Origin of the sequence: Citrobacter rodentium NBRC 105723 = DSM 16636, assembly GCF_021278985.1 — a bacterium.
In the GTDB taxonomy this organism is placed as follows: domain Bacteria; phylum Pseudomonadota; class Gammaproteobacteria; order Enterobacterales; family Enterobacteriaceae; genus Citrobacter_A; species Citrobacter_A rodentium.
Window position 1 is genome coordinate 80197 of the sequence record NZ_CP082833.1, and the last position, 19404, is coordinate 99600.

At 56.9% G+C, this 19404-nt stretch carries 19 protein-coding genes and 1 pseudogene; 10 read left to right on the forward strand and 10 right to left on the reverse strand.

Annotation, left to right across the window (positions count from 1 at the left end):
• Positions 1–24 precede the first annotated feature (24 nt).
• From panB to panD, 3 genes are all read left to right on the forward strand, one after another.
• On the forward strand, positions 25–816 hold the full coding sequence (gene panB / locus K7R23_RS00350; RefSeq protein WP_012904527.1) for a 3-methyl-2-oxobutanoate hydroxymethyltransferase: 792 nt from the start codon (positions 25–27) through the stop codon (positions 814–816).
• Positions 817–879: 63 nt separating this feature from the next.
• The gene (panC, locus tag K7R23_RS00355; protein WP_012904526.1) at positions 880–1734 is read left to right on the forward strand and encodes a pantoate--beta-alanine ligase; all 855 of its coding nucleotides are present in this window, start codon (positions 880–882) and stop codon (positions 1732–1734) included.
• Positions 1735–1877: 143 nt separating this feature from the next.
• Positions 1878–2258, forward strand: a complete 381-nt coding sequence (panD, locus tag K7R23_RS00360) for an aspartate 1-decarboxylase (protein ID WP_012904525.1) — start codon at positions 1878–1880, stop codon at positions 2256–2258.
• Between the two features lie 3 nt (positions 2259–2261).
• Here the strand turns inward: panD and K7R23_RS00365 are convergent, their stop codons facing one another.
• The 4 genes from K7R23_RS00365 to K7R23_RS00380 all read right to left on the reverse strand — a co-directional run bounded on the left by K7R23_RS00365 (position 2262) and on the right by K7R23_RS00380 (position 5813).
• Complete coding sequence (locus K7R23_RS00365; protein WP_012904524.1) at positions 2262–3488, reverse strand: polysaccharide deacetylase family protein; 1227 nt, start codon at positions 3486–3488, stop codon at positions 2262–2264.
• Positions 3489–3573: 85 nt separating this feature from the next.
• The gene (locus K7R23_RS00370; RefSeq protein ID WP_012904523.1) at positions 3574–4014 is read right to left on the reverse strand and encodes a PTS sugar transporter subunit IIA; all 441 of its coding nucleotides are present in this window, start codon (positions 4012–4014) and stop codon (positions 3574–3576) included.
• Between the two features lie 105 nt (positions 4015–4119).
• Positions 4120–4890 (reverse strand): ABC transporter permease, encoded by a 771-nt coding sequence (locus K7R23_RS00375; protein ID WP_012904522.1) that lies wholly within the window; start codon positions 4888–4890, stop codon positions 4120–4122.
• Entirely contained in the window at positions 4887–5813 is a 927-nt protein-coding gene (locus K7R23_RS00380; RefSeq protein WP_012904521.1) for an ABC transporter ATP-binding protein, read from the reverse strand. Before K7R23_RS00380 ends, K7R23_RS00375 begins: the two co-directional genes overlap by 4 nt.
• Positions 5814–5921: 108 nt before the next feature.
• Between K7R23_RS00380 and can the strand changes: the two genes are divergently transcribed.
• Positions 5922–6584 carry a carbonate dehydratase gene (can, locus tag K7R23_RS00385; RefSeq protein ID WP_012904520.1) on the forward strand — a complete coding sequence of 221 codons (663 nt, stop codon included), beginning with the start codon at positions 5922–5924 and terminating at the stop codon, positions 6582–6584.
• A gap of 59 nt (positions 6585–6643) precedes the next feature.
• Here the strand turns inward: can and hpt are convergent, their stop codons facing one another.
• Positions 6644–7180 carry a hypoxanthine phosphoribosyltransferase gene (gene hpt / locus K7R23_RS00390; RefSeq protein ID WP_012904519.1) on the reverse strand — a complete coding sequence of 179 codons (537 nt, stop codon included), beginning with the start codon at positions 7178–7180 and terminating at the stop codon, positions 6644–6646.
• A gap of 205 nt (positions 7181–7385) precedes the next feature.
• Between hpt and K7R23_RS00395 the strand changes: the two genes are divergently transcribed.
• Both K7R23_RS00395 and K7R23_RS00400 read left to right on the forward strand, forming a co-directional pair.
• Positions 7386–9776 (forward strand): glucose/quinate/shikimate family membrane-bound PQQ-dependent dehydrogenase, encoded by a 2391-nt coding sequence (locus K7R23_RS00395; protein WP_012904518.1) that lies wholly within the window; start codon positions 7386–7388, stop codon positions 9774–9776.
• Between the two features lie 162 nt (positions 9777–9938).
• Positions 9939–10949: an IS110-like element ISCro5 family transposase gene (locus tag K7R23_RS00400; RefSeq protein WP_012904517.1), complete on the forward strand. Its 1011-nt coding sequence runs from the start codon at positions 9939–9941 to the stop codon at positions 10947–10949.
• A gap of 307 nt (positions 10950–11256) precedes the next feature.
• Here the strand turns inward: K7R23_RS00400 and cueO are convergent, their stop codons facing one another.
• Positions 11257–12807 (reverse strand): multicopper oxidase CueO, encoded by a 1551-nt coding sequence (cueO, locus tag K7R23_RS00405; protein WP_012904516.1) that lies wholly within the window; start codon positions 12805–12807, stop codon positions 11257–11259.
• Positions 12808–12974: 167 nt separating this feature from the next.
• On the opposite strand from cueO, the gene K7R23_RS00410 reads away from it, so the two are divergent.
• The 4 genes and pseudogenes from K7R23_RS00410 to K7R23_RS00425 form a co-directional block, all read left to right on the forward strand.
• Positions 12975–13322, forward strand: coding sequence for a YacC family pilotin-like protein (locus K7R23_RS00410; RefSeq protein ID WP_024132470.1), 348 nt, complete (start codon positions 12975–12977; stop codon positions 13320–13322).
• 104 nt (positions 13323–13426) lie between these two features.
• A complete protein-coding gene (gene speE, locus K7R23_RS00415; RefSeq protein ID WP_012904515.1) occupies positions 13427–14293 on the forward strand; it encodes a polyamine aminopropyltransferase in 867 nt (288 codons plus the stop codon).
• 15 nt (positions 14294–14308) lie between these two features.
• Positions 14309–15103 carry an adenosylmethionine decarboxylase gene (speD, locus tag K7R23_RS00420; protein ID WP_012904514.1) on the forward strand — a complete coding sequence of 265 codons (795 nt, stop codon included), beginning with the start codon at positions 14309–14311 and terminating at the stop codon, positions 15101–15103.
• Positions 15104–15291: 188 nt separating this feature from the next.
• A pseudogene (locus K7R23_RS00425) lies at positions 15292–15426 on the forward strand (LysR family transcriptional regulator); the annotation flags it as partial.
• Here the strand turns inward: K7R23_RS00425 and K7R23_RS00430 are convergent.
• The 4 genes from K7R23_RS00430 to K7R23_RS00445 are packed head-to-tail and all read right to left on the reverse strand — an operon-like array spanning position 15415 to position 19398.
• Positions 15415–16194, reverse strand: coding sequence for a DeoR/GlpR family DNA-binding transcription regulator (locus K7R23_RS00430; protein WP_012904513.1), 780 nt, complete (start codon positions 16192–16194; stop codon positions 15415–15417). The pseudogene K7R23_RS00425 and the gene K7R23_RS00430 overlap by 12 nt on opposite strands.
• Positions 16195–16203: 9 nt before the next feature.
• Positions 16204–17187: a D-threonate 4-phosphate dehydrogenase gene (locus K7R23_RS00435; protein WP_012904512.1), complete on the reverse strand. Its 984-nt coding sequence runs from the start codon at positions 17185–17187 to the stop codon at positions 16204–16206.
• Entirely contained in the window at positions 17177–18448 is a 1272-nt protein-coding gene (gene dtnK, locus K7R23_RS00440; RefSeq protein WP_012904511.1) for a D-threonate kinase, read from the reverse strand. Before dtnK ends, K7R23_RS00435 begins: the two co-directional genes overlap by 11 nt.
• A complete protein-coding gene (locus tag K7R23_RS00445) occupies positions 18445–19398 on the reverse strand; it encodes a 2-keto-3-deoxygluconate permease 1 (RefSeq protein WP_012904510.1) in 954 nt (317 codons plus the stop codon). The genes dtnK and K7R23_RS00445 overlap by 4 nt, the downstream gene beginning before the upstream one ends.
• Positions 19399–19404: the final 6 nt, after the last annotated feature.

Genomic DNA, 19404 nt, shown 5'->3' on the forward strand with positions numbered 1-19404 from the left:
TGACGTTCAGCAGCAGGAAATGTTATGAAACCAACCACTCTCTCGTTGTTGCAGAAGTGCAAACAGGAGAAAAAACGCTTCGCCACCATTACCGCCTATGACTATAGCTTCGCGAAGCTGTTTGCCGAAGAAGGCATCAATGTGATGCTGGTAGGCGACTCGCTGGGGATGACCGTTCAGGGGCATGACTCCACCCTGCCCGTCACCGTGGAAGATATTGCTTACCATACGCACGCGGTACGTCGCGGCGCGCCGAACTGCCTTCTGCTCGCCGACCTGCCGTTTATGGCGTACGCCACGCCGCAGCAGGCCTGCGAAAATGCGGCAATCGTGATGCGCGCCGGGGCCAATATGGTCAAAATCGAGGGCGGCGCATGGCTGGTGGATACCGTCAGAATGCTCACCGAGCGCGCGGTGCCCGTCTGCGGCCATCTCGGCCTGACGCCGCAGTCGGTGAATATCTTCGGCGGCTATAAAGTTCAGGGTCGCGGCGATGCTGGTCAAAGGTTGCTTGACGACGCGCTGGCGCTGGAAGCCGCTGGCGCGCAGCTTATCGTGCTGGAATGCGTGCCGGTGGCGCTGGCTAAACGCGTGACCGACGCGCTCTCCATTCCGGTGATTGGCATCGGCGCCGGCAACGTCACCGACGGCCAGATTCTGGTGATGCATGACGCCTTCGGCATCACCGGCGGCCACATTCCGAAATTCGCTAAAAATTTCCTTTCAGAAGCAGGCGACATGCGCGCCGCCGTGCGGCAGTATATTGCCGAAGTGGAGTCCGGCCTCTATCCGGGCGAAGAACACAGTTTCCATTAATGTGGCATGAATGGCCGGATAAGACGCCGTGCGTCGCCATCCGGCAACGAAAGGAGCCAAGTTGTGCTGATAATTGAAACCCTGCCGCTGCTGCGCCAGCATATCCGCAGAGCCCGTCAGGAAGGTAAACGTATTGCGCTGGTGCCGACGATGGGCAACCTGCATGACGGCCATCTGAAGCTGGTAGATGAAGCGAAAGCCCGCGCCGATATCGTGGTGGTCAGTATCTTCGTTAACCCGATGCAGTTTGACCGCCCTGACGATCTGGCGCGCTACCCGCGCACGTTGCAGGAAGATTGCGAAAAGCTGAACAAGCGCAAAGTCGATGTCGTCTTTGCCCCGGCAGCCGATCAAATCTACCCGCAGGGCACCGAAGGCCAGACGTATGTCGACGTGCCGGGACTGTCCACCATGCTGGAAGGCGCCAGCCGTCCGGGTCATTTCCGCGGCGTTTCCACCATCGTCAGCAAGCTGTTTAATCTCGTTGGGCCGGATATCGCCTGCTTTGGCGAGAAAGATTTTCAGCAGCTGGCGCTGATCCGCAAAATGGTGGCGGATATGGGCTATGACATCGAGATTGTCGGCGTGCCGATTATTCGCGCCAAAGACGGTCTGGCCCTGAGTTCGCGCAACGGCTATCTGACGGCTGAACAGCGCAAAATCGCCCCCGGCCTGTACAAAGCGATGTGCGGCATCGGCGAAAAATTGCAGGCTGGCGAGCGCGAACTCGACGAACTGATCGCCCTTGCGGAGAAGGAGCTGAATGAAAAAGGCTTCCGCGCCGATGATATTCAGATCCGCGACGCCGATACCCTGCTCGAGCTGACCGAAAGCAGCCAGCGGGCGGTAATTCTGGCGGCGGCGTGGCTGGGTCAGGCGCGCTTAATCGACAACCAGATCGTGACCTTAACCCAGTAGACAGGGGTTAAAAATCGGGCAATACTGCCTGAGAAAATTCTCAAGGCAGGGTTCGCCCTGCTTCGTTGCTAACAGAATTGATGCACCGTTATTCAGTCGCCGCCGTGCCGGTCGCCTGAATGAAGAAGATAAAGGTAGACGTAATGATTCGCAAAATGCTGCAAGGTAAGCTTCACCGTGTGAAAGTCACCCAGGCGGACCTGCACTACGAAGGTTCCTGCGCCATCGATCAGGATTTTCTCGACGCCGCAGGCATCCTGGAAAATGAAGCCATTGATATCTGGAACGTGTCAAACGGCAACCGTTTTTCAACCTACGCGATTGCCGCCGAACGCGGTTCCCGCATCATCTCCGTCAACGGAGCGGCGGCGCACTGCGCAAACGTCGGCGATATTGTGATTATCGCCAGCTTTGTCACCATGACTGACGAAGAAGCGCGCCGCTGGCAGCCGAAAGTGGCCTACTTTGAAGGCGACAACGAAATGAAGCGCACCGCAAAAGCCATCCCTGTTCAGGTCGCCTGACCGTTATCCCTGCGGCTGATTGCTGATCAGCCGCGACATCATCTCCAGCGAATCCGTTCTTAAGATATACAAACGCTTCAGCAGGAAGGGATTATCCCCCGGTTTCACCTTTCCTTTCACCGTGGTCACCGCCAGATGAAAACCGGCATCCTTTGCCGCTTCCACCGCTTTACTGTTATAGCCGCCAAACGGGTAAGAGAGAAACAGCGCCTGCGAATTGAAGCGCGAGAGCACGCGGCGCGAACGCTTAAAATCAAAAAGGATATTGTGCTCGCTGCGGCTGAGTAAAATGGGATGCCTGTCGCCATCCACCCGATGCAGAAAATGGGTGTGCGACTGTAAATCAAAAACGTCCTGAATGCCTTTCAGTTCGGAAACGCTCATAAACTGTAGCGAGCGCGGATCCCATTTCTGCGGACGGCCTTTGATGCGCGAGGTGATAATAAACGCCGTCGCCTTCATCCCGTACTGTTTCAGTACCGGATACGCATAGCGGCTTACCGACTTAAGGCCGTCGTCAAAGGTGATCGCTACCGCTTTTGCGGGCAGGTTCAGCTGGTTGCGCACATAGCCTTCGAGCTGCGCCATCGTCAGGGTGGCATATCCCCGATCGCGCAGCCACGTCATCTGATTGCTGAACGCCCGCACGCTGGTGGTGGTTGAGGTATGACGGAAGCGGGTATTTTCTTCATCGCGCAGGATATGGTGATAAGTCAGAACCGGCATTCCGCGATCCTCCTGCGCATCAAGCGCGCTTATCCAGGCCAGCCTGTCGGCGATGCGAATCTGATACCAGGTTTGATTCAGCCGGTCTTTGAGTTTACTGACGATGGGATAACGCAGGTTTTCGCTCAGGACGCCAAACGGCGCGCTGCCGACGTTCGGCGCGTTGTAAACAGGCGTCGCCTGCCAGGTAATCAGGTTCTGATTGCTGAGCGGCTTATTGAGATCGCCGAGGCTGTCCGCGACGCGCTGCTTACCCTGGACCGGCCCGAGATGCTGTTTATCGATAAACCCGGTGCCGAAGCCAAAGCTGAACTCGTAGTAATCGGCGGCGACCGGGATAACAGAGAGAATTTGCCCGCTGCGAACGTGCCCCACGGTTATCATTTTATCGCCGATTTGCGCCCAGATAGCGGCATTTTCGGTGGTTTGCATATAGCGGGCGGGCAGCGCCGCGCTGACCGCAGTGGAAAGCCAGCACAGCAGAAGGACAAGATATTTCATCATTTCTCATAACCGGGACAAGACAACGCCGCGATTGTATCAATTCACCCCGTCAATAAAAATGACCAGAAGCCTGTCCCGTCAGGCGCTAGCACGCATACAGATCGTGCAGCAGAACAAAAGGCGGATTCTTTTGTTGCTGATGCCAGAGGCTGGTCACTTCTGGCGCGCCAAGGGCAACGATCCGGTCGCGAAACGCGGCGCTATTCATTGTTTCGCGTAATAACAGCATCTGTTCGAGCAGCGAAAAACTCACCCCGGAGATCACTTCACACAGCGGATGTTTGTGGCTCAGCAGTGACGCCACGCGATACGGCGCGGCGCCAGAAATATCAGTCAGAAAAATAACACCCTCGCCGGAATCCGTTTCGTGCAGCGCATCGCACATGATCCGGCTCAGCATATTGGCGCTCAGCCCTTGCCAGTAATTGACCGCCCGGCACTGCGTCAGCGGTCCGTACCTCTTTTCCAGACGCTCCAGCAACTCCTGCGCCCTATCGTCATGACAGGTAATCACCCAACCTAACATGGCTCGCCTCCTTAGCAGGCAAGTAGTTTATCAGGGTGATAAATAGAGAATGATGACAGCGGTCAAAACTTATCCTCTCCCGCGGCAGGGAGAGGAATAGGATTGTCAGCTACGCAGACCGCGGCCACGCTGGATCAGCGTCCAGCACAGCAGATAAAAAGCGATAATGAAGATCAGCAGTACGCCGAAAGTGGTCACCAGCGGCACATCGTGAATGCCGAGGAAACCGTAACGGAAGCCGCTGATCATATAGACGATCGGATTCAGGTGCGACAGCCCCTGCCAGAACGGCGGCAACAGCGTCAGGGAATAGAACACCCCGCCAAGATAGGTCAGCGGCGTCAGCACGAAGGTCGGGATCAGGCTGATATCGTCAAACGTTTTAGCAAACACGGCATTCAGTAATCCCGCCAGCGAAAACAGAATCGCGGTTAATACCAGCGTCATCGCGACGAACAGCCAGGAGTGGACCTGGAACGGCACGAAAAACAGCGACACCGCCGTGACCAGAACGCCGACGCACAGACCGCGCGCCACGCCGCCGCCGACAAAGCCGGCGATAATCACGTGCGTCGGCACCGGAGCCACCAGCAGTTCTTCAATGTTGCGCTGGAACTTGGCGCTGAAGAACGATGAGGCGACGTTGGCGTAAGCGTTGGTGATTACCGCCATCATGATCAGGCCCGGCACGATAAACTGCATATAGCTGAAACCGTGCATTTCGCCGATGCGCGAACCAATCAGGTTACCGAAGATAATAAAATAGAGAGTCATGGTGATGACCGGCGGCACCAGCGTCTGCACCCAGATGCGCATAAAGCGGTTAATCTCTTTCGCCCAGATGCTTTTCAGCGCCACCCAGTAAAGCTGCATCATGCGCGATCTCCTTGTTTTTCATGAACCAGTGAAACAAACAGCTCCTCAAGGCGGTTCGCTTTGTTACGCATACTCAATACCTGAATCCCCTGCTCGCTGAGCTGGCTGAACACGCTGTTGATACCCTGTTCACGCAGCACTTCCACCTCCAGCGTGGAGGTATCCACCAGCCGGTACTGGTAGCCGTTCAGTTTCGGCAGCGGACTCCTGGGCGCTAAATCGAGAATAAAGGTTTCGGATTTCAGCTTGGACAACAGACTCTTCATCGAGGTGTTTTCCACCAGCTCGCCGTGCTGAATAATGCCGATATTACGGCACAGCATTTCCGCTTCCTCCAGATAGTGAGTGGTCAGAATGATGGTGGTGCCTTTGTCGTTCAGATCCTTCAGAAAGCCCCACATTGAGCGGCGGAGCTCAATGTCGACCCCGGCCGTCGGCTCATCGAGGATCAGCAGCTTTGGCTCATGCATCAGCGCGCGGGCGATCATCAGGCGACGCTTCATACCGCCGGATAACATACGCGCGCGTTCGTTGCGTTTTTCCCACAGATCGAGCTGTTTCAGGTATTTTTCGCTACGCGCCACCGCCTCTTTACGCTCGACGCCGTAATAACCCGCCTGATTAACGACGATTTGCTGCACGGTTTCAAACGGGTTGAAGTTAAACTCCTGCGGCACCAGCCCGAGCTGGCGTTTGGCGTTGACGATATCTTTTTCCAGATCGTAGCCAAACACGCAGACCCGTCCGGAAGTCTTGTTAACCAGCGAACTGATAATGCCGATGGTCGTTGACTTGCCTGCCCCGTTCGGCCCGAGCAGCGCATAAAAATCCCCCGCTTCGACCTGCAAATCTATCCCGCGCAGCGCCTGAACGCCTCCCGGATAGGTTTTCTTAAGTTGTTGAAGTTCCAGCGCAATGGTCATAAATTTTTACTTACCTTACGTTCTTACACTTTATATGTGGTTTAAATAATCCTGGAGTTGCCCTATATTAGCTCAACGCACTAATCTGGTTACAGGTCGTTAACCTCCATGAAAGACATAGATACACTCATCAGCAACAATGCACTATGGTCAAAAATGCTGGTGGAAGAGGATCCCGGATTTTTTGAGAAACTGGCGCAAGCGCAGAAACCGCGCTTTCTATGGATTGGATGTTCCGACAGTCGCGTTCCCGCTGAACGCTTAACCGGTCTGGAACCGGGCGAATTGTTTGTTCACCGTAATGTGGCCAATCTGGTCATCCACACCGATCTCAACTGCCTCTCCGTGGTGCAGTATGCCGTCGATGTGCTGGAAGTTGAACACATAATTATTTGTGGTCACTCCGGCTGTGGTGGTATCCAGGCTGCCGTCGAAAACCCGGAACTGGGGTTGATTAACAACTGGCTGCTGCACATTCGCGATATCTGGCTTAAACATAGCTCACTGCTGGGCGAAATGCCGGAAGAACGACGTCTGGATGCGCTCTATGAGCTGAATGTGATGGAGCAGGTTTATAACCTGGGGCACTCCACTATTATGCAATCCGCCTGGAAACGCGGGCAAAAAGTCACGATTCACGGCTGGGCATACAGTATTAATGATGGCCTGCTGCGCGATCTTGACGTTACGGCCACCAACCGGGAAACGCTGGAGAACCGCTATCATAAGGGCGTTTCCGCGTTAGGGAAAAAGTACATTAACCACGAATAAGCCATCAGGGTTGTAGACCGGATGCGTCGCGTTTGCGACGCCATCCGGCTATTCTGTTCTTACTCGTCCAGCAGCACCACTTTGCCAACGTACGGCAGATGGCGGTAACGCTGGGCGTAATCAATCCCGTACCCCACCACGAACTCGTCCGGAATGGAAAAGCCAACGAACTCTACCGGCACGTTCACTTCGCGGCGAGAAGGCTTATCCAGCAGCGTGCAAATCGCCAGCGATTTCGGCTCGCGCAGGCTCAGGATCTCACGTACTTTTGACAGCGTATTTCCGGAATCGATGATGTCTTCCACAATCAGCACGTCTTTACCGCGAATATCTTCATCCAGATCTTTCAGGATTTTCACATCGCGGGTGGTAGACATGCCGCTACCGTAGCTGGAGGCGGTCATAAAATCGACTTCATGAGATACCTGCACTTCACGGCACAGGTCCGCCATAAACATAAATGAACCGCGCAGCAGACCAACCAGCACCATTTCACTGCCGCTGTCTTTATAACGCTGAGTAATCTGACGGCCCAGTTCGGCAATACGCGCTTTGATCTCCGCTTCCGGGATCATTACTTCTACAGTATGTTTCATATCTATAACCACATGATTTAAAAACAAATCGGTCAATGCCTGCCGTAAATAAGCCCGCATCGAAAAGCAAGTCACGCAGTATACCAGCAAAAGCCTTTATCCGCGGCATCTGTTGATAAAGCTCATTTTGTGATGACGATCACACATGTTAAATCCTATACTTAATTGCTATTAAAAAATTAACAAATTGAGATGGTACCTTTTTATGGCTGAAAACAATGCACGTTCGCCACGACTTCTCGTGACGCTGACGGCCCTCTTTGCAGCGCTTTGCGGGCTGTATCTTCTGATCGGCGGTGGCTGGCTGGTCGCCATCGGCGGCTCCTGGTACTACCCGATCGCCGGTCTGGCGATGCTGGGCGTCGCCTGGCTGCTGTGGCGCAGCAGACGTACGGCGCTATGGCTGTATGCCGCCCTGCTCCTCGCCACCATGATCTGGGGCGTATGGGAAGTCGGCTTCGACTTCTGGGCGCTGACGCCGCGCAGCGATATCCTGGTCTTCTTCGGCATCTGGCTGATTTTGCCTTTTGTCTGGCATCGCCTGATGGTGCCTTCCCGCGGCGCGGTGGCCGCACTGGTTGCCGCCCTGCTGATTAGCGGCGGCATCCTGACCTGGGCGGGCTTCAACGACCCGCAGGAGATCGACGGCGCGCTCAGCGCGGAGTCGACGCCTGCACAGGCCATCTCACCAGTGGCTGACGGCGACTGGCCGGCGTATGGCCGCAATCAGGAAGGCCAGCGCTATTCGCCGCTGAAGCAAATTAACGCCGATAACGTTCACAAGCTGAAAGAAGCATGGGTGTTCCGTACCGGCGATCTGAAGCAGCCGGACGATCCGGGCGAACTGACCAATGAAGTGACGCCAATTAAAGTGGGCGACACGCTGTATCTGTGCACCGCTCACCAGCGTCTGTTCGCGCTGGAGGCGGCGACGGGTAAAGAAAAATGGCACTACGACCCGGAGCTGAAAACCAACGAGTCCTTCCAGCACGTTACCTGCCGCGGCGTTTCATACCATGAGGCGACTGCGGGTAACGCTTCGCCGGAAGTGATTGCCGACTGCCCGCGCCGCATTATTCTGCCGGTAAACGACGGTCGTCTGATTGCGCTTAACGCTGAAACCGGCAAGCTGTGCGAGACTTTCGGCAACAAAGGCGTGCTCAATCTGCAAACCAACATGCCGGATCAAACGCCGGGGCTGTATGAGCCAACCTCGCCGCCGATCATCACCGATAAAACCATCGTCATTGCCGGTTCGGTGACCGATAACTTCTCGACCCGCGAGACTTCCGGCGTCATTCGCGGCTTCGATGTTAACAACGGCAAGCTGCTGTGGGCGTTCGATCCGGGCGCGAAAGACCCGAATGCGATCCCGTCCGATGAGCACACGTTTACCTTTAACTCGCCGAACTCCTGGGCGCCAGCGGCCTATGACGCGAAGCTGGACCTCGTTTACCTGCCGATGGGGGTCTCGACGCCGGATATCTGGGGCGGACACCGGACGCCGGAGCAGGAGCGCTACGCCAGTTCCATTCTGGCGCTGAACGCGACCACCGGTAAACTCGCCTGGAGCTATCAGACGGTTCACCACGATCTGTGGGATATGGACCTGCCCGCTCAGCCGACGCTGGCGGACATTACCGTCAACGGCCAGACCGTTCCGGTCATTTACGCCCCGGCGAAAACCGGCAATATCTTTGTGCTGGATCGCCGTAACGGCGAACTGGTGGTGCCTGCGCCGGAAACGCCGGTGCCGCAGGGCGCCGCGAAAGGCGATTACGTCAGCAAAACGCAGCCGTTCTCTGAACTGAGCTTCCGTCCGAAGAAAGATCTCAGCGGCGCGGATATGTGGGGCGCCACCATGTTCGACCAGCTGGTATGCCGCGTGATGTTCCACCAGCTGCGCTATGAAGGCATCTTCACTCCGCCATCTGAGCAGGGCACGCTGGTGTTCCCGGGCAACCTCGGGATGTTCGAATGGGGCGGTATTTCCGTCGATCCGAACCGTCAGGTAGCGATTGCTAACCCGATGGCGCTGCCGTTCGTCTCTAAGCTTATTCCACGCGGTCCGGGCAACCCGATGGAGCAGCCGAAGGATGCGAAAGGCACCGGCACCGAAGCCGGTATTCAGCCGCAGTACGGCGTACCGTACGGCGTGACGCTGAACCCGTTCCTGTCGCCGTTTGGCCTGCCGTGTAAGCAACCGGCCTGGGGTTATATTTCCGCGCTGGATCTGAAAACCAATGAAGTGGTGTGGAAAAAACGTATCGGTACGCCGCAGGACAGTATGCCGTTCCCGATGCCGGTTCCGCTTCCCTTCAACATGGGGATGCCGATGCTCGGCGGGCCCATCTCGACTGCCGGTAACGTGCTGTTTATCGCCGCGACCGCCGATAACTACCTGCGCGCTTACAACATGAGCAACGGGGAAAAGCTGTGGCAGGCTCGCCTGCCAGCGGGCGGACAGGCCACGCCGATGACCTATGAGGTGAATGGCAAGCAGTACGTTGTTATTTCCGCGGGTGGTCACGGTTCGTTTGGTACGAAGATGGGCGATTATATTGTCGCGTATGCGCTGCCGGACGACGAGAAGTAACTTTGATGCCCGGAGAGATCCGGGCATCCTGCCGGAGGCGCTTCGCTTGCCCGGCCTACAACAGCACCTTCCCCAGGCCGATGTGATGGACACCTCCCACCTTACGGCATCATTAGTGCCAGACTGAGGTGTTAACTTCAGTTCCCAGGGGGAGGTGTCCACATGAATATTAAACGTATTGGCCTCGATCTCGCAAAGCTGGTTTTTCAGCTTCATGGCGTTGATCACCATGAACGCGTTGTTCTCCGTAAAACACTGCGCCGTTCACAGATGCTTGTCTTTTTCGCCCGGCTTGAGCCCTGTCTTATTGGTATCGAAGCCTGCGGCTCCTCGCATTACTGGGCCAGAGAGTTGACCCGACTCGGGCACTCTGTCCGTATTATCCCGCCCCGGTTCGTTAAGCCTTATCTGAAGGGCAACAAAAACGATGCCAATGATGCCGAAGCTATCTGCGAGGCCGTCAGCAGGCCCGGTATGCGCTATGTTGCCGTTAAATCTGAAGCGCAACAGAGCATGCAGGCAGAGCACCGGGTTCGTGCCCGCCTGCTTCGCGACAGAACGGCGCTCAGCAACGAGATACGCGGCATGCTGGGCGAGTTTGGCCTTGTGCTTCCTGTCGGGCTTGCCGCGCTCAGACGAGCACTGCCGGAGATACTTTCTCAGCAGGAACAATGGGATAACCGCTTTATCCGTCTGCTGTGCGAGTTAGCGGAGGAATTGCAGATACTGGATGACCGACTGGCGCGTTATGACCGGCGGCTTAAACAGCTGGCGCAGGACGATGACCGTATCAGGCGGCTTCAGGAGATCAGCGGGATTGGCCCGGTAACCGCCAGCGCGCTGGTTGCAGCAGTGGGTAATGCAAGACAGTTTAAAAACGGACGTGAAATGGCGGCCTGGCTGGGGCTGGTTCCCGGGCAGCACTCAAGCGGCGGAAAAAACCGGCTGGGTCACATCAGTAAGCGGGGTGACAGCTACCTGCGAACGCTGCTGATCCACGGAGCGCGTGCAGTACTGAATGCCTGCGGTAACAAGGAAGACCGTCGAAGCCAGTGGCTGCAGTCAGTGGCAGAAAGACGTAACAGGAATGTCGCAACGGTCGCCATGGCGAACAAAAATGCCCGTATCGCGTGGGCCGTGCTGAGTCGGGAAGAAGAATATCGCGTGATGTAGAACGAAACGGTAAGAGTGAGAGAAAAGAATAATCCTGTCGTGAGATTGCAGAGTCATTAAGCACAAATGTGTAACAGGTAAGACCGACACCTGAAAACTCCGGTTTATCCGAAGGCTCCCTGCGAAGCAAAGCCGTCAGGCCGAATGGAACCAGGTGTGCAGATAACATCATGGCCGGGCACGACGGTGCCGAAAGAAAGGCCGGATATACGAAAGCATCTTACTCCCGTTACACAAAACATGATTAGTGGCTTGCATAACGGGAGGTGTCCATATACGGATAAGGCGTAGCCGCCATCCGGCATTTTTATACGGTAAACCCTGCCATCATGCCCGTATCTTCATGCTCCAGCAGATGACAGTGCGCCATATAGGCAAACTCTTTAGGCGCCTCATGCTCAAACCTGACTAACACCTCGCTCACGCCGCCTTCAACATGCACCGTATCCTTCCAGCCTGCGCGATGCGCCGCAGGAGGCTGACCGTTCTCTGAGAGAATACGGAACTGCGTGCCGTGAATATGGAACGGATGCAGCATCATGTCGCCGACGCCGGAAATCACCCAGCGCTCATATTGCCCTTTGCTGGCGGCAAACATCGGCTTGTTCATATCAAACGCGACGCCGTTAATCTTATTGGCATTGTGGAAGTCGAAATGCCCGCCGTGGTGCATTTCCCCCATTCTGCCGTGCTGCATATGCCCCTGCATCTGACCGTGGCTCATGCCCGCCATCGCCTGATCGCCATACTTTTCCATCAGCTTCTGCATCCCCATCATGTCGAGCATCGGGTCCATCGACAGCTGGAGTGTACGCGTGGTCAGCCCTTCCAGCGGCGGCAGGCCGGGCATGGTCGCGAGAGTATCCGGCAGCATCCCGGAGGCGTTAACCGCCACCGGCTGCACGCGCATCACCGGATGCGGCTTATCGAACGGCGCAACCGCCATCCCCATCTGGCTCACCGGCAGGGTCACCAGATCAAACGGCTTACCGTCGCTGATATCCACCAGCACCTCAAAGCGTTCGCCCATCAGCACCGGCAGTTCATTCACCTTGACCGGCTCCGCCAGCAGCCCGCCGTCGCTGGCAATCACATATAACGGACGGTTATCGCTGGCGGCAAAGTTAAGCGAACGGGCATTGCAGCCGTTGAGCAGACGCAGGCGCAGCCAGCCGCGCGGGGCGGCGTGCTGCGGATAGATAGCCCCGTTGGTCAGCAGCGTATCGCCGAACCAGCCGACGGCGGCGGTCATCACATCAAGCTGATAATCAATCTGCCCGGCATCAGTAAACCGCTTGTCCTGAACAATAACCGGCACGTCGTCAATGCCCCACTGTTTCGGCAACAGCAGCTTATGCATCTCTTCGTCTTCGATAATCACCAGACCGGCTAAGCCCATCGCCACCTGATGCCCGGTTTTGCCGTGCTGATGCGGGTGAAACCAGCAGGTCGCCGCGCGCTGTTGCGGGGTAAAAGTGACGGTGCGTTTGCCCCCGGCCGGAATGATCCCCTGCGGCCCGCCATCCACTTCGCCGGGAACCTCCAGCCCGTGCCAGTGCACGGTGGTCTCTTCGGCAAGTTGATTATGGATATCCACCGTCACCGCTTTACCTTTTTGCAGCTTCAGCGCAGGCCCGAGCAGACTGCCGTTATAGCCCCAGGTGGTCGCCGTTTTGCCGGAGAAGGTGGACTGCCCCGCCTGCACCATCAATGAGATGCGATTACGGGCATCGGCGGTGAGCAGTTGCGGAACAGGTAACGCGGGACGTCCGGCGGCAAAAGCCGCGCGGCTCCATAGCGGTAACGCCGAGGCCATCCCCAGCGCCACAGAATATTTTAAGAAATCACGACGTTGCATAATCACTTCCTTATTTTGCGGCAGACGAAACAAAACCCGGTCCCTGAGCATAGACCCTCCCCTTACGGGAAGGTCAAGATAACGTCATAAATGAAAGCAATAATAAAAGTCGTCGCCTTGCCTACAGTGTGCTAACGTTTAGTTTCCGTAATGCAGTGGTAGAAGCAATGAAGACGTTTTTCAGAACCGTGCTGTTCAGCAGCCTGATGGCTGTTTGCGCAAACAGTTATGCGCTCAGTGAATCTGAAGCCGAAGATATGGCCGACTTAACAGCCGTTTTTGTCTTTCTGAAAAATGACTGCGGCTATCAGAATTTACCCAACGGGCAGATCCGTCGGGCACTGGTCTTTTTCGCGCAGCAAAATCAGTGGGACCTCAGCAATTACGATACCTTCGATATGAAATCTCTCGGCGAGGACAGCTATCGCGACCTGAGCGGTATCGGGATCCCCGTCGCGAAAAAATGCAAAGCGCTGGCGCGCGACTCCCTCAGCCTGCTGGCCTACGTAAAATAATCCCTCCCGCACATTGCTGAAATAATGACCGTGCATCGTCGGTCATTGTTAGCTATGATGTTGCGCCCTTTTTTTACGGGTGTTAACAAAGGAGGTATCAACCCATGGCCGAAAATCCACAGTGGCATGAAACGCTACACGACCAGTTTGGGCAGTACTTTGCCGTCGATAACGTTCTTTATCATGAGAAGACCGACCATCAGGATCTGATCATTTTCGAAAACGCCGCCTTTGGCCGCGTGATGGCGCTGGATGGCGTGGTGCAAACCACCGAGCGCGATGAGTTTATCTATCACGAGATGATGACCCACGTTCCGCTGTTCGCCCACGGCCACGCCAGGCACGTGCTGATCATCGGCGGCGGCGACGGCGCGATGCTGCGTGAAGTCACCCGCCATAAAAACGTCGAAACCATCACGATGGTCGAGATTGACGCGGGCGTCGTCTCCTTCTGTCGCCAGTACCTGCCCAATCACAACGCCGGCAGCTACGACGATCCGCGCTTTACGCTGGTGATCGACGACGGCGTTAACTTCGTTAACCAGACGCAGCAGACGTTTGATGTGATCATCTCAGACTGCACCGATCCGATCGGTCCCGGAGAAAGCCTGTTCACCTCGGCGTTCTACGAAGGCTGCAAACGCTGCCTGAACCCCGGCGGGATCTTCGTCGCCCAGAACGGGGTGTGCTTTCTGCAACAGGATGAAGCTCTGGACAGCCACCGCAAGCTGAGCCATTACTTTGCCGACGTCGGCTTTTATCAGGCGGCGATTCCGACCTACTATGGCGGCATAATGACCTTTGCCTGGGCGACGGACAACGAAGCGCTGCGTCATCTGTCGACTGAAATCATCCAGGCGCGTTTTCACACGTCCGGCCTGAAGTGCCGTTACTACAACCCGGCAATCCACACGGCAGCCTTTGCCCTGCCTCAGTATCTGCAAGACGCGCTGACTTCATCGTCGTCCTGAGGAGAAGATAAAAAATTGAAAAAACTGAAACTGCACGGCTTTAACAACCTGACCAAAAGTCTGAGTTTTTGTATTTACGATATTTGCTACGCCAAAACTGCCGAAGAACGCGACGGCTATATCGCCTATATCGATGAGCTGTATAACGCCAACCGCCTGACCGAAATTCTGTCGGAAACCTGCTCAATCATCGGCGCCAATATCCTCAACATCGCCCGCCAGGATTATGAACCGCAGGGCGCCAGCGTTACCATTCTGGTGAGTGAAGAACCTGTTGATCCGCTGCTTATCGACAAAACCGAACACCCCGGCCCGCTGCCGGAAACGGTGGTCGCCCATCTTGATAAGAGCCACATCTGCGTGCATACCTATCCGGAAAGCCACCCGGAAGGCGGGCTGTGCACCTTCCGCGCGGACATTGAAGTGTCGACCTGCGGCGTGATCTCTCCGCTGAAGGCGCTGAATTACCTGATCCACCAGTTAGAGTCCGATATCGTGACCATCGACTACCGCGTGCGCGGATTTACCCGCGATATCAACGGCATGAAGCACTTTATCGACCATGAGATTAACTCCATCCAGAACTTTATGTCTGAAGATATGAAGTCGCTGTATGACATGGTGGACGTCAATGTGTATCAGGAAAACATTTTCCATACCAAGATGCTGCTTAAAGAGTTCGACCTTAAGCACTATATGTTCCACACCCGGCCAGAAGATCTGACGGAAGCCGAGCGCCAGGAGATTACCACGGCGCTGTGGAAAGAGATGCGCGAGATTTACTACGGGCGCAATATCCCGGCGGTGTAATGCGTTAACCACCTTGCCGGATGGCGCTGCGCTTATCCGGCCTACAGTCGCTCTTGTAGGCCAGGGAGTGCAACCATCCGGCGCCGCGGCGCTCAGAAGTAAAAGACCGCTCCAGCAGGCAAACTTTTCGCTGTTTGTTGTTTTGACACGCAGTGTGGACATGATTTTATTCCGGCCGAATCAACGCCGAGGATCTGGCGCAGGGCCGTTTGATCAGGGTGCTGCAACGCTACAGCCAGCGGCTGGAGGGGTCGTTTATCTATTATCCCCATCGCAACGTGTCCCCCGCGCTGAGGGCGGTGATTGACACCTTAAAACTCTGATGGCTCAGGCTGCACCAGCGTCAACGCCACAGGCAGCGCTTTCAGTTCGTCCTGGGCGGAGTGCGGTAAATTGATGTCGGTTACGACGTCGGTAAAGCGGCTGAGCGGCGTCACGTTAAACAGCGAATGCGCGCCGTATTTGCTGCTGTCGGCCAGCAGCACTTTCCGCTGAGCGTTAGCGATGATCTCCTGCTTCAGTCCGGCTTTATCTTCGGTCGGGGTGGTCACCCCTTTTTCCATACTCCAGGTATTGCAGCTCATAAAGGCAATGTCCGGATAGACGCTGCGTAACATTTTACGGCCAGATTCGCCGATGCAGGACTGGCTGCTGTCATCAATGCGACCGCCGATAATCGTCACCTCAATCTGGCGAAACTCGCATAAAAACAGGGCGATGTGCAAATCCACGGTAATCACCCTGAGCGGCAGATGGGTCAGACACTTTGCCAGCTCGAGCATGGTGGTTCCGGCGTCGAGCACCACCGCGTCGCCCGGGCGCACCATCGACGCCGCGAAACGGGCGATGGCCCGCTTCTCCGCAGGCGATCGCAGCTGCTTCTCGTTGGTCGTCGGCTGCGCCGGTTCAAAGCGCCGTAATGCAACACCGCCGTGGCTACGGCTGATCACCCCTTGTTCATCCAGTTTGATCAGATCGCGGCGGATCGTCGCTGGCGATGCCTCCACCGCATCCACCAGTTGCTCCACGGTGACCAGCGTATGATTTTTCAAATACGCCACAATCTTATCCAGACGGTGTTGTCCTTTCATAACAGGAAATTACGCCAGTTGCATTGCCAGTTTAATCGATACGGCCATGCTCTCAGATTTTGCTTTGCCCGTCCAGGCGATATCAAACGCCGTCCCGTGATCGGCAGAGGTGCGAATAAACGGCAGACCGGCGGTAATATTCACCCCATCGTAAAAGCCAAGCAGTTTGAGCGGAATATGTCCCTGATCGTGGTACATCGCCACCACCATGTCGTACTGCCCTTCATAGGCCTGTAAAAACACGGTATCCGGCGGACACGGACCGTAAACGTCCATTCCCTGCGCCTTCATGTTTTCGATAGCCGGCGCCACAATGCGAATTTCCTCATCGCCAAACAGACCGTTTTCGCCAGCGTGCGGGTTCACCCCGGCCACCGCGATGCGCGGATGAGCAAAGCCAACGCGTTTCAGGAAGCGATCCGCGATGCCAATCACCGTCTCCACGCGCTGCCCGTTAAGGGTATCGAGAAACTTGCGCAGGGCGATATGGGTGGAGACATGAATCACCTTCAGCCTGTCGGTGTACAGCACCATCGCGTAGTCGCGGCTGTCGGTCAGCGTCGCCAGCAGTTCGGTATGGCCCGGATAGTTATGCCCGGCAAGGTGCAGCGCCTCTTTATTCAGTGGCGCGGTGGCGATGGCATGAACGTCTCCTTTCATTGCCAGCTCCGTCGCCCGTTTTACGCAGCGGTAGGCGAGATCTCCCGCCTGCGCCTGCACTTTACCCGGCTCCAGCGCCTCCGGCTGCGCCAGCGGCTCATCAATCACGTGGATCACGCCGGGGGCAAAGCGGGCATCCGCCACCTGTTCAATCGCGCGGAAGGTGACGCCTTCCGCCAGCCCTTTAGCCTGCAGGCGCTTCAGGGTTTGCAGGCAGCCCACCACCACCAGCGGCGCGCCGTTCAGCTCCTCTTCGCCGAGCGCTTTGACAATAATTTCCGGACCAATACCCGCCGGATCGCCCATCGTAATCGCAATTGTTTTAGTTACCACGGTACATCTCCTCAATAAAATAAAGCGCATCACACAGGGTGCTGTCTGAACCGAATCCGCCCGCTTTAGTAATCACCGGCAGGTCGTCAATTTCGCTGTTGACGAAGGTCCCGCAGGGGATACAAGACGCGACTTCGCTCTGGATGCGATACCCTTCCGCCCCGAGCGCGCTGGCGACCGCCGTGGCGATATCGCCGCCGGTCAGGAACAGGCCGCCAATTCGCGACCGTTCAATGATGCGTAAGGTAATCTTTCCCAGCCTCTGGCTCAGCTGTTCGCCGAGCTGCTGTCGGCTCACGCCCAGCTCGCGGCACAGCGAGTCAATCATCTGGCGGTCTTCCGCGCTGCGGCTGGTGCGTAAAATGGTATGGTGACGCTGGCCGAGCAGCGCGCAGGCCTGTTCCACCACCGACGCTATCTCCTGTTCAGCCTGCGCCGAAGCCAGCCGCGAGGCGTCAATATCCACGACTTTGGCGCGCCCATGACACAGCGCCTTCTCCACCTGGCGGCGCGTGGCTTCACTCATCGACCCCGCTACCACCAGCACCGGCAGCTCCTGCTTTGCCTGCATAAAGGTTCTGACCGGCAGCGCGTTCGCCAGCCCGGCGGCGCCGACCAGCAGCGGCATCTCTTTTTGCTCGCAGACGGCGTGGGCGATCAGCGACAGATCGCGATCCTCCACCGCATCGGCCACCACCATACATTCGCCTTCGGCAGCGTAAGCCGCCAGCAGCGCGCTCAACTCTCCCCGGCGAACCGCGTCAAGCGACACTTCATGCACCGGAACGTCGCTTTGCAGGGCCACCAGCTCCGCAATGCGCGAGGAGAGAATCGGCGTCTTCGGATCGCTGGCAAATTCGGTTTCCAGCAGCGGCGTGCCGTTGACCAGGCACAGACCGTCGCGGGTGGTGCGTCCGGCGGCGGGGATCGCCGCCGCAATCACCGCCAGCCTGCGGCGCGCGGCGCGCATGGCGGCGGTGACTTCTGCCCCGACGTTGCCGCGAAAGGTGGAGTCGATCTTTTTATAGACCAGCGGCATCCTGTCCCCTTCGCACCAGGGGGCTAACGCCTGCTGTACGGCTTTCGCCGCCTGCTCTGCGGGTATCGCCCGACTTTCGGTGTTAATCACCAGCACGTCGGCGCGACGGGAGGGCTTCTGCTCCGGCGTCAGCATCACCTCGGTGCGCGCCCCCTTTTTCGCCAGCTGAACGCCGGTATCGTTAGAGCCCGTAAAGTCATCGGCGATAACGATCATTTTCATGCTTTCTTCTCCTTAACGTTCTGACGCGCCTGCTTCTTTGCCACCCATGAGGTGAGGATCGGCGTCAGAATCGCGGTGGTAATCACCGATGCGGCAATCAGCGGCGCGGCGGCGGCGGCAACCTGCGCCAGCGACGGATCGGCCTGGGCAATCGCCAGCGGCGTCGCGACGGCGTTACCGGCGGTGCTGGAGGCAGCGGCGCCGGCAATTCCGCTTCCGCCGACCAGGCGATCGGCGCGAATGTTAAAGAAACCGCCAACGAAAGTGGTCAGCACGCCGAGCAGAACGCCCGCCAGTCCGCCCTGCAACAGCATTTCAAGGTTGACACCGGCCCCCAGCGCAAAGGCGAAGAACGGGATCAGCAGCGGACCGCCTTTGGTCAGAAAGTCACGCATATGCGGATCGAGGTTGCCGAGGATCATCCCCACCACCAGCGGAATCAGTACCGCCACCAGCGCCATGATCGGAATGTTGGCCATCCCCGCGGCGCCCAGCGCGATCATGGTAAAGAACGGCCCGTCATTCAGTGACAGAATCGAAATTGCCCCAACGTCACGCTCGTTGCCAAACTCGCCGACCAGCGCGGCGTAAAGCCCGCCGTTGGAGTTACTCATCGCGGCGATAATCGCCACGCCGCTTAAGCCGAAAATCCCCTCCGCGCCGAACAGATGCTCCACGCCGAGGCCAATCGCGATGGCGACCAGCAGCTTAGTCAGCGTAATCGTACCGCCCTGCAACAGCGCCTGCGGCGCCGCTTTGACGCTGATGCCCGCGCCCATGCACAGCAGAAATGCGCCTATCAGCGGCGCGGCGCCGTTTTTAAACAATGCGGTGGTGAAACCGCCGATCTCCAGCGCCTGCGGGGCAAAGGTATTGATTATCGCGCCGATAACCAGTGGCACTACCATCATGCCGCCAGGGACGCGTTCTATTGCTTTCTTGATGTTCATGGTCTT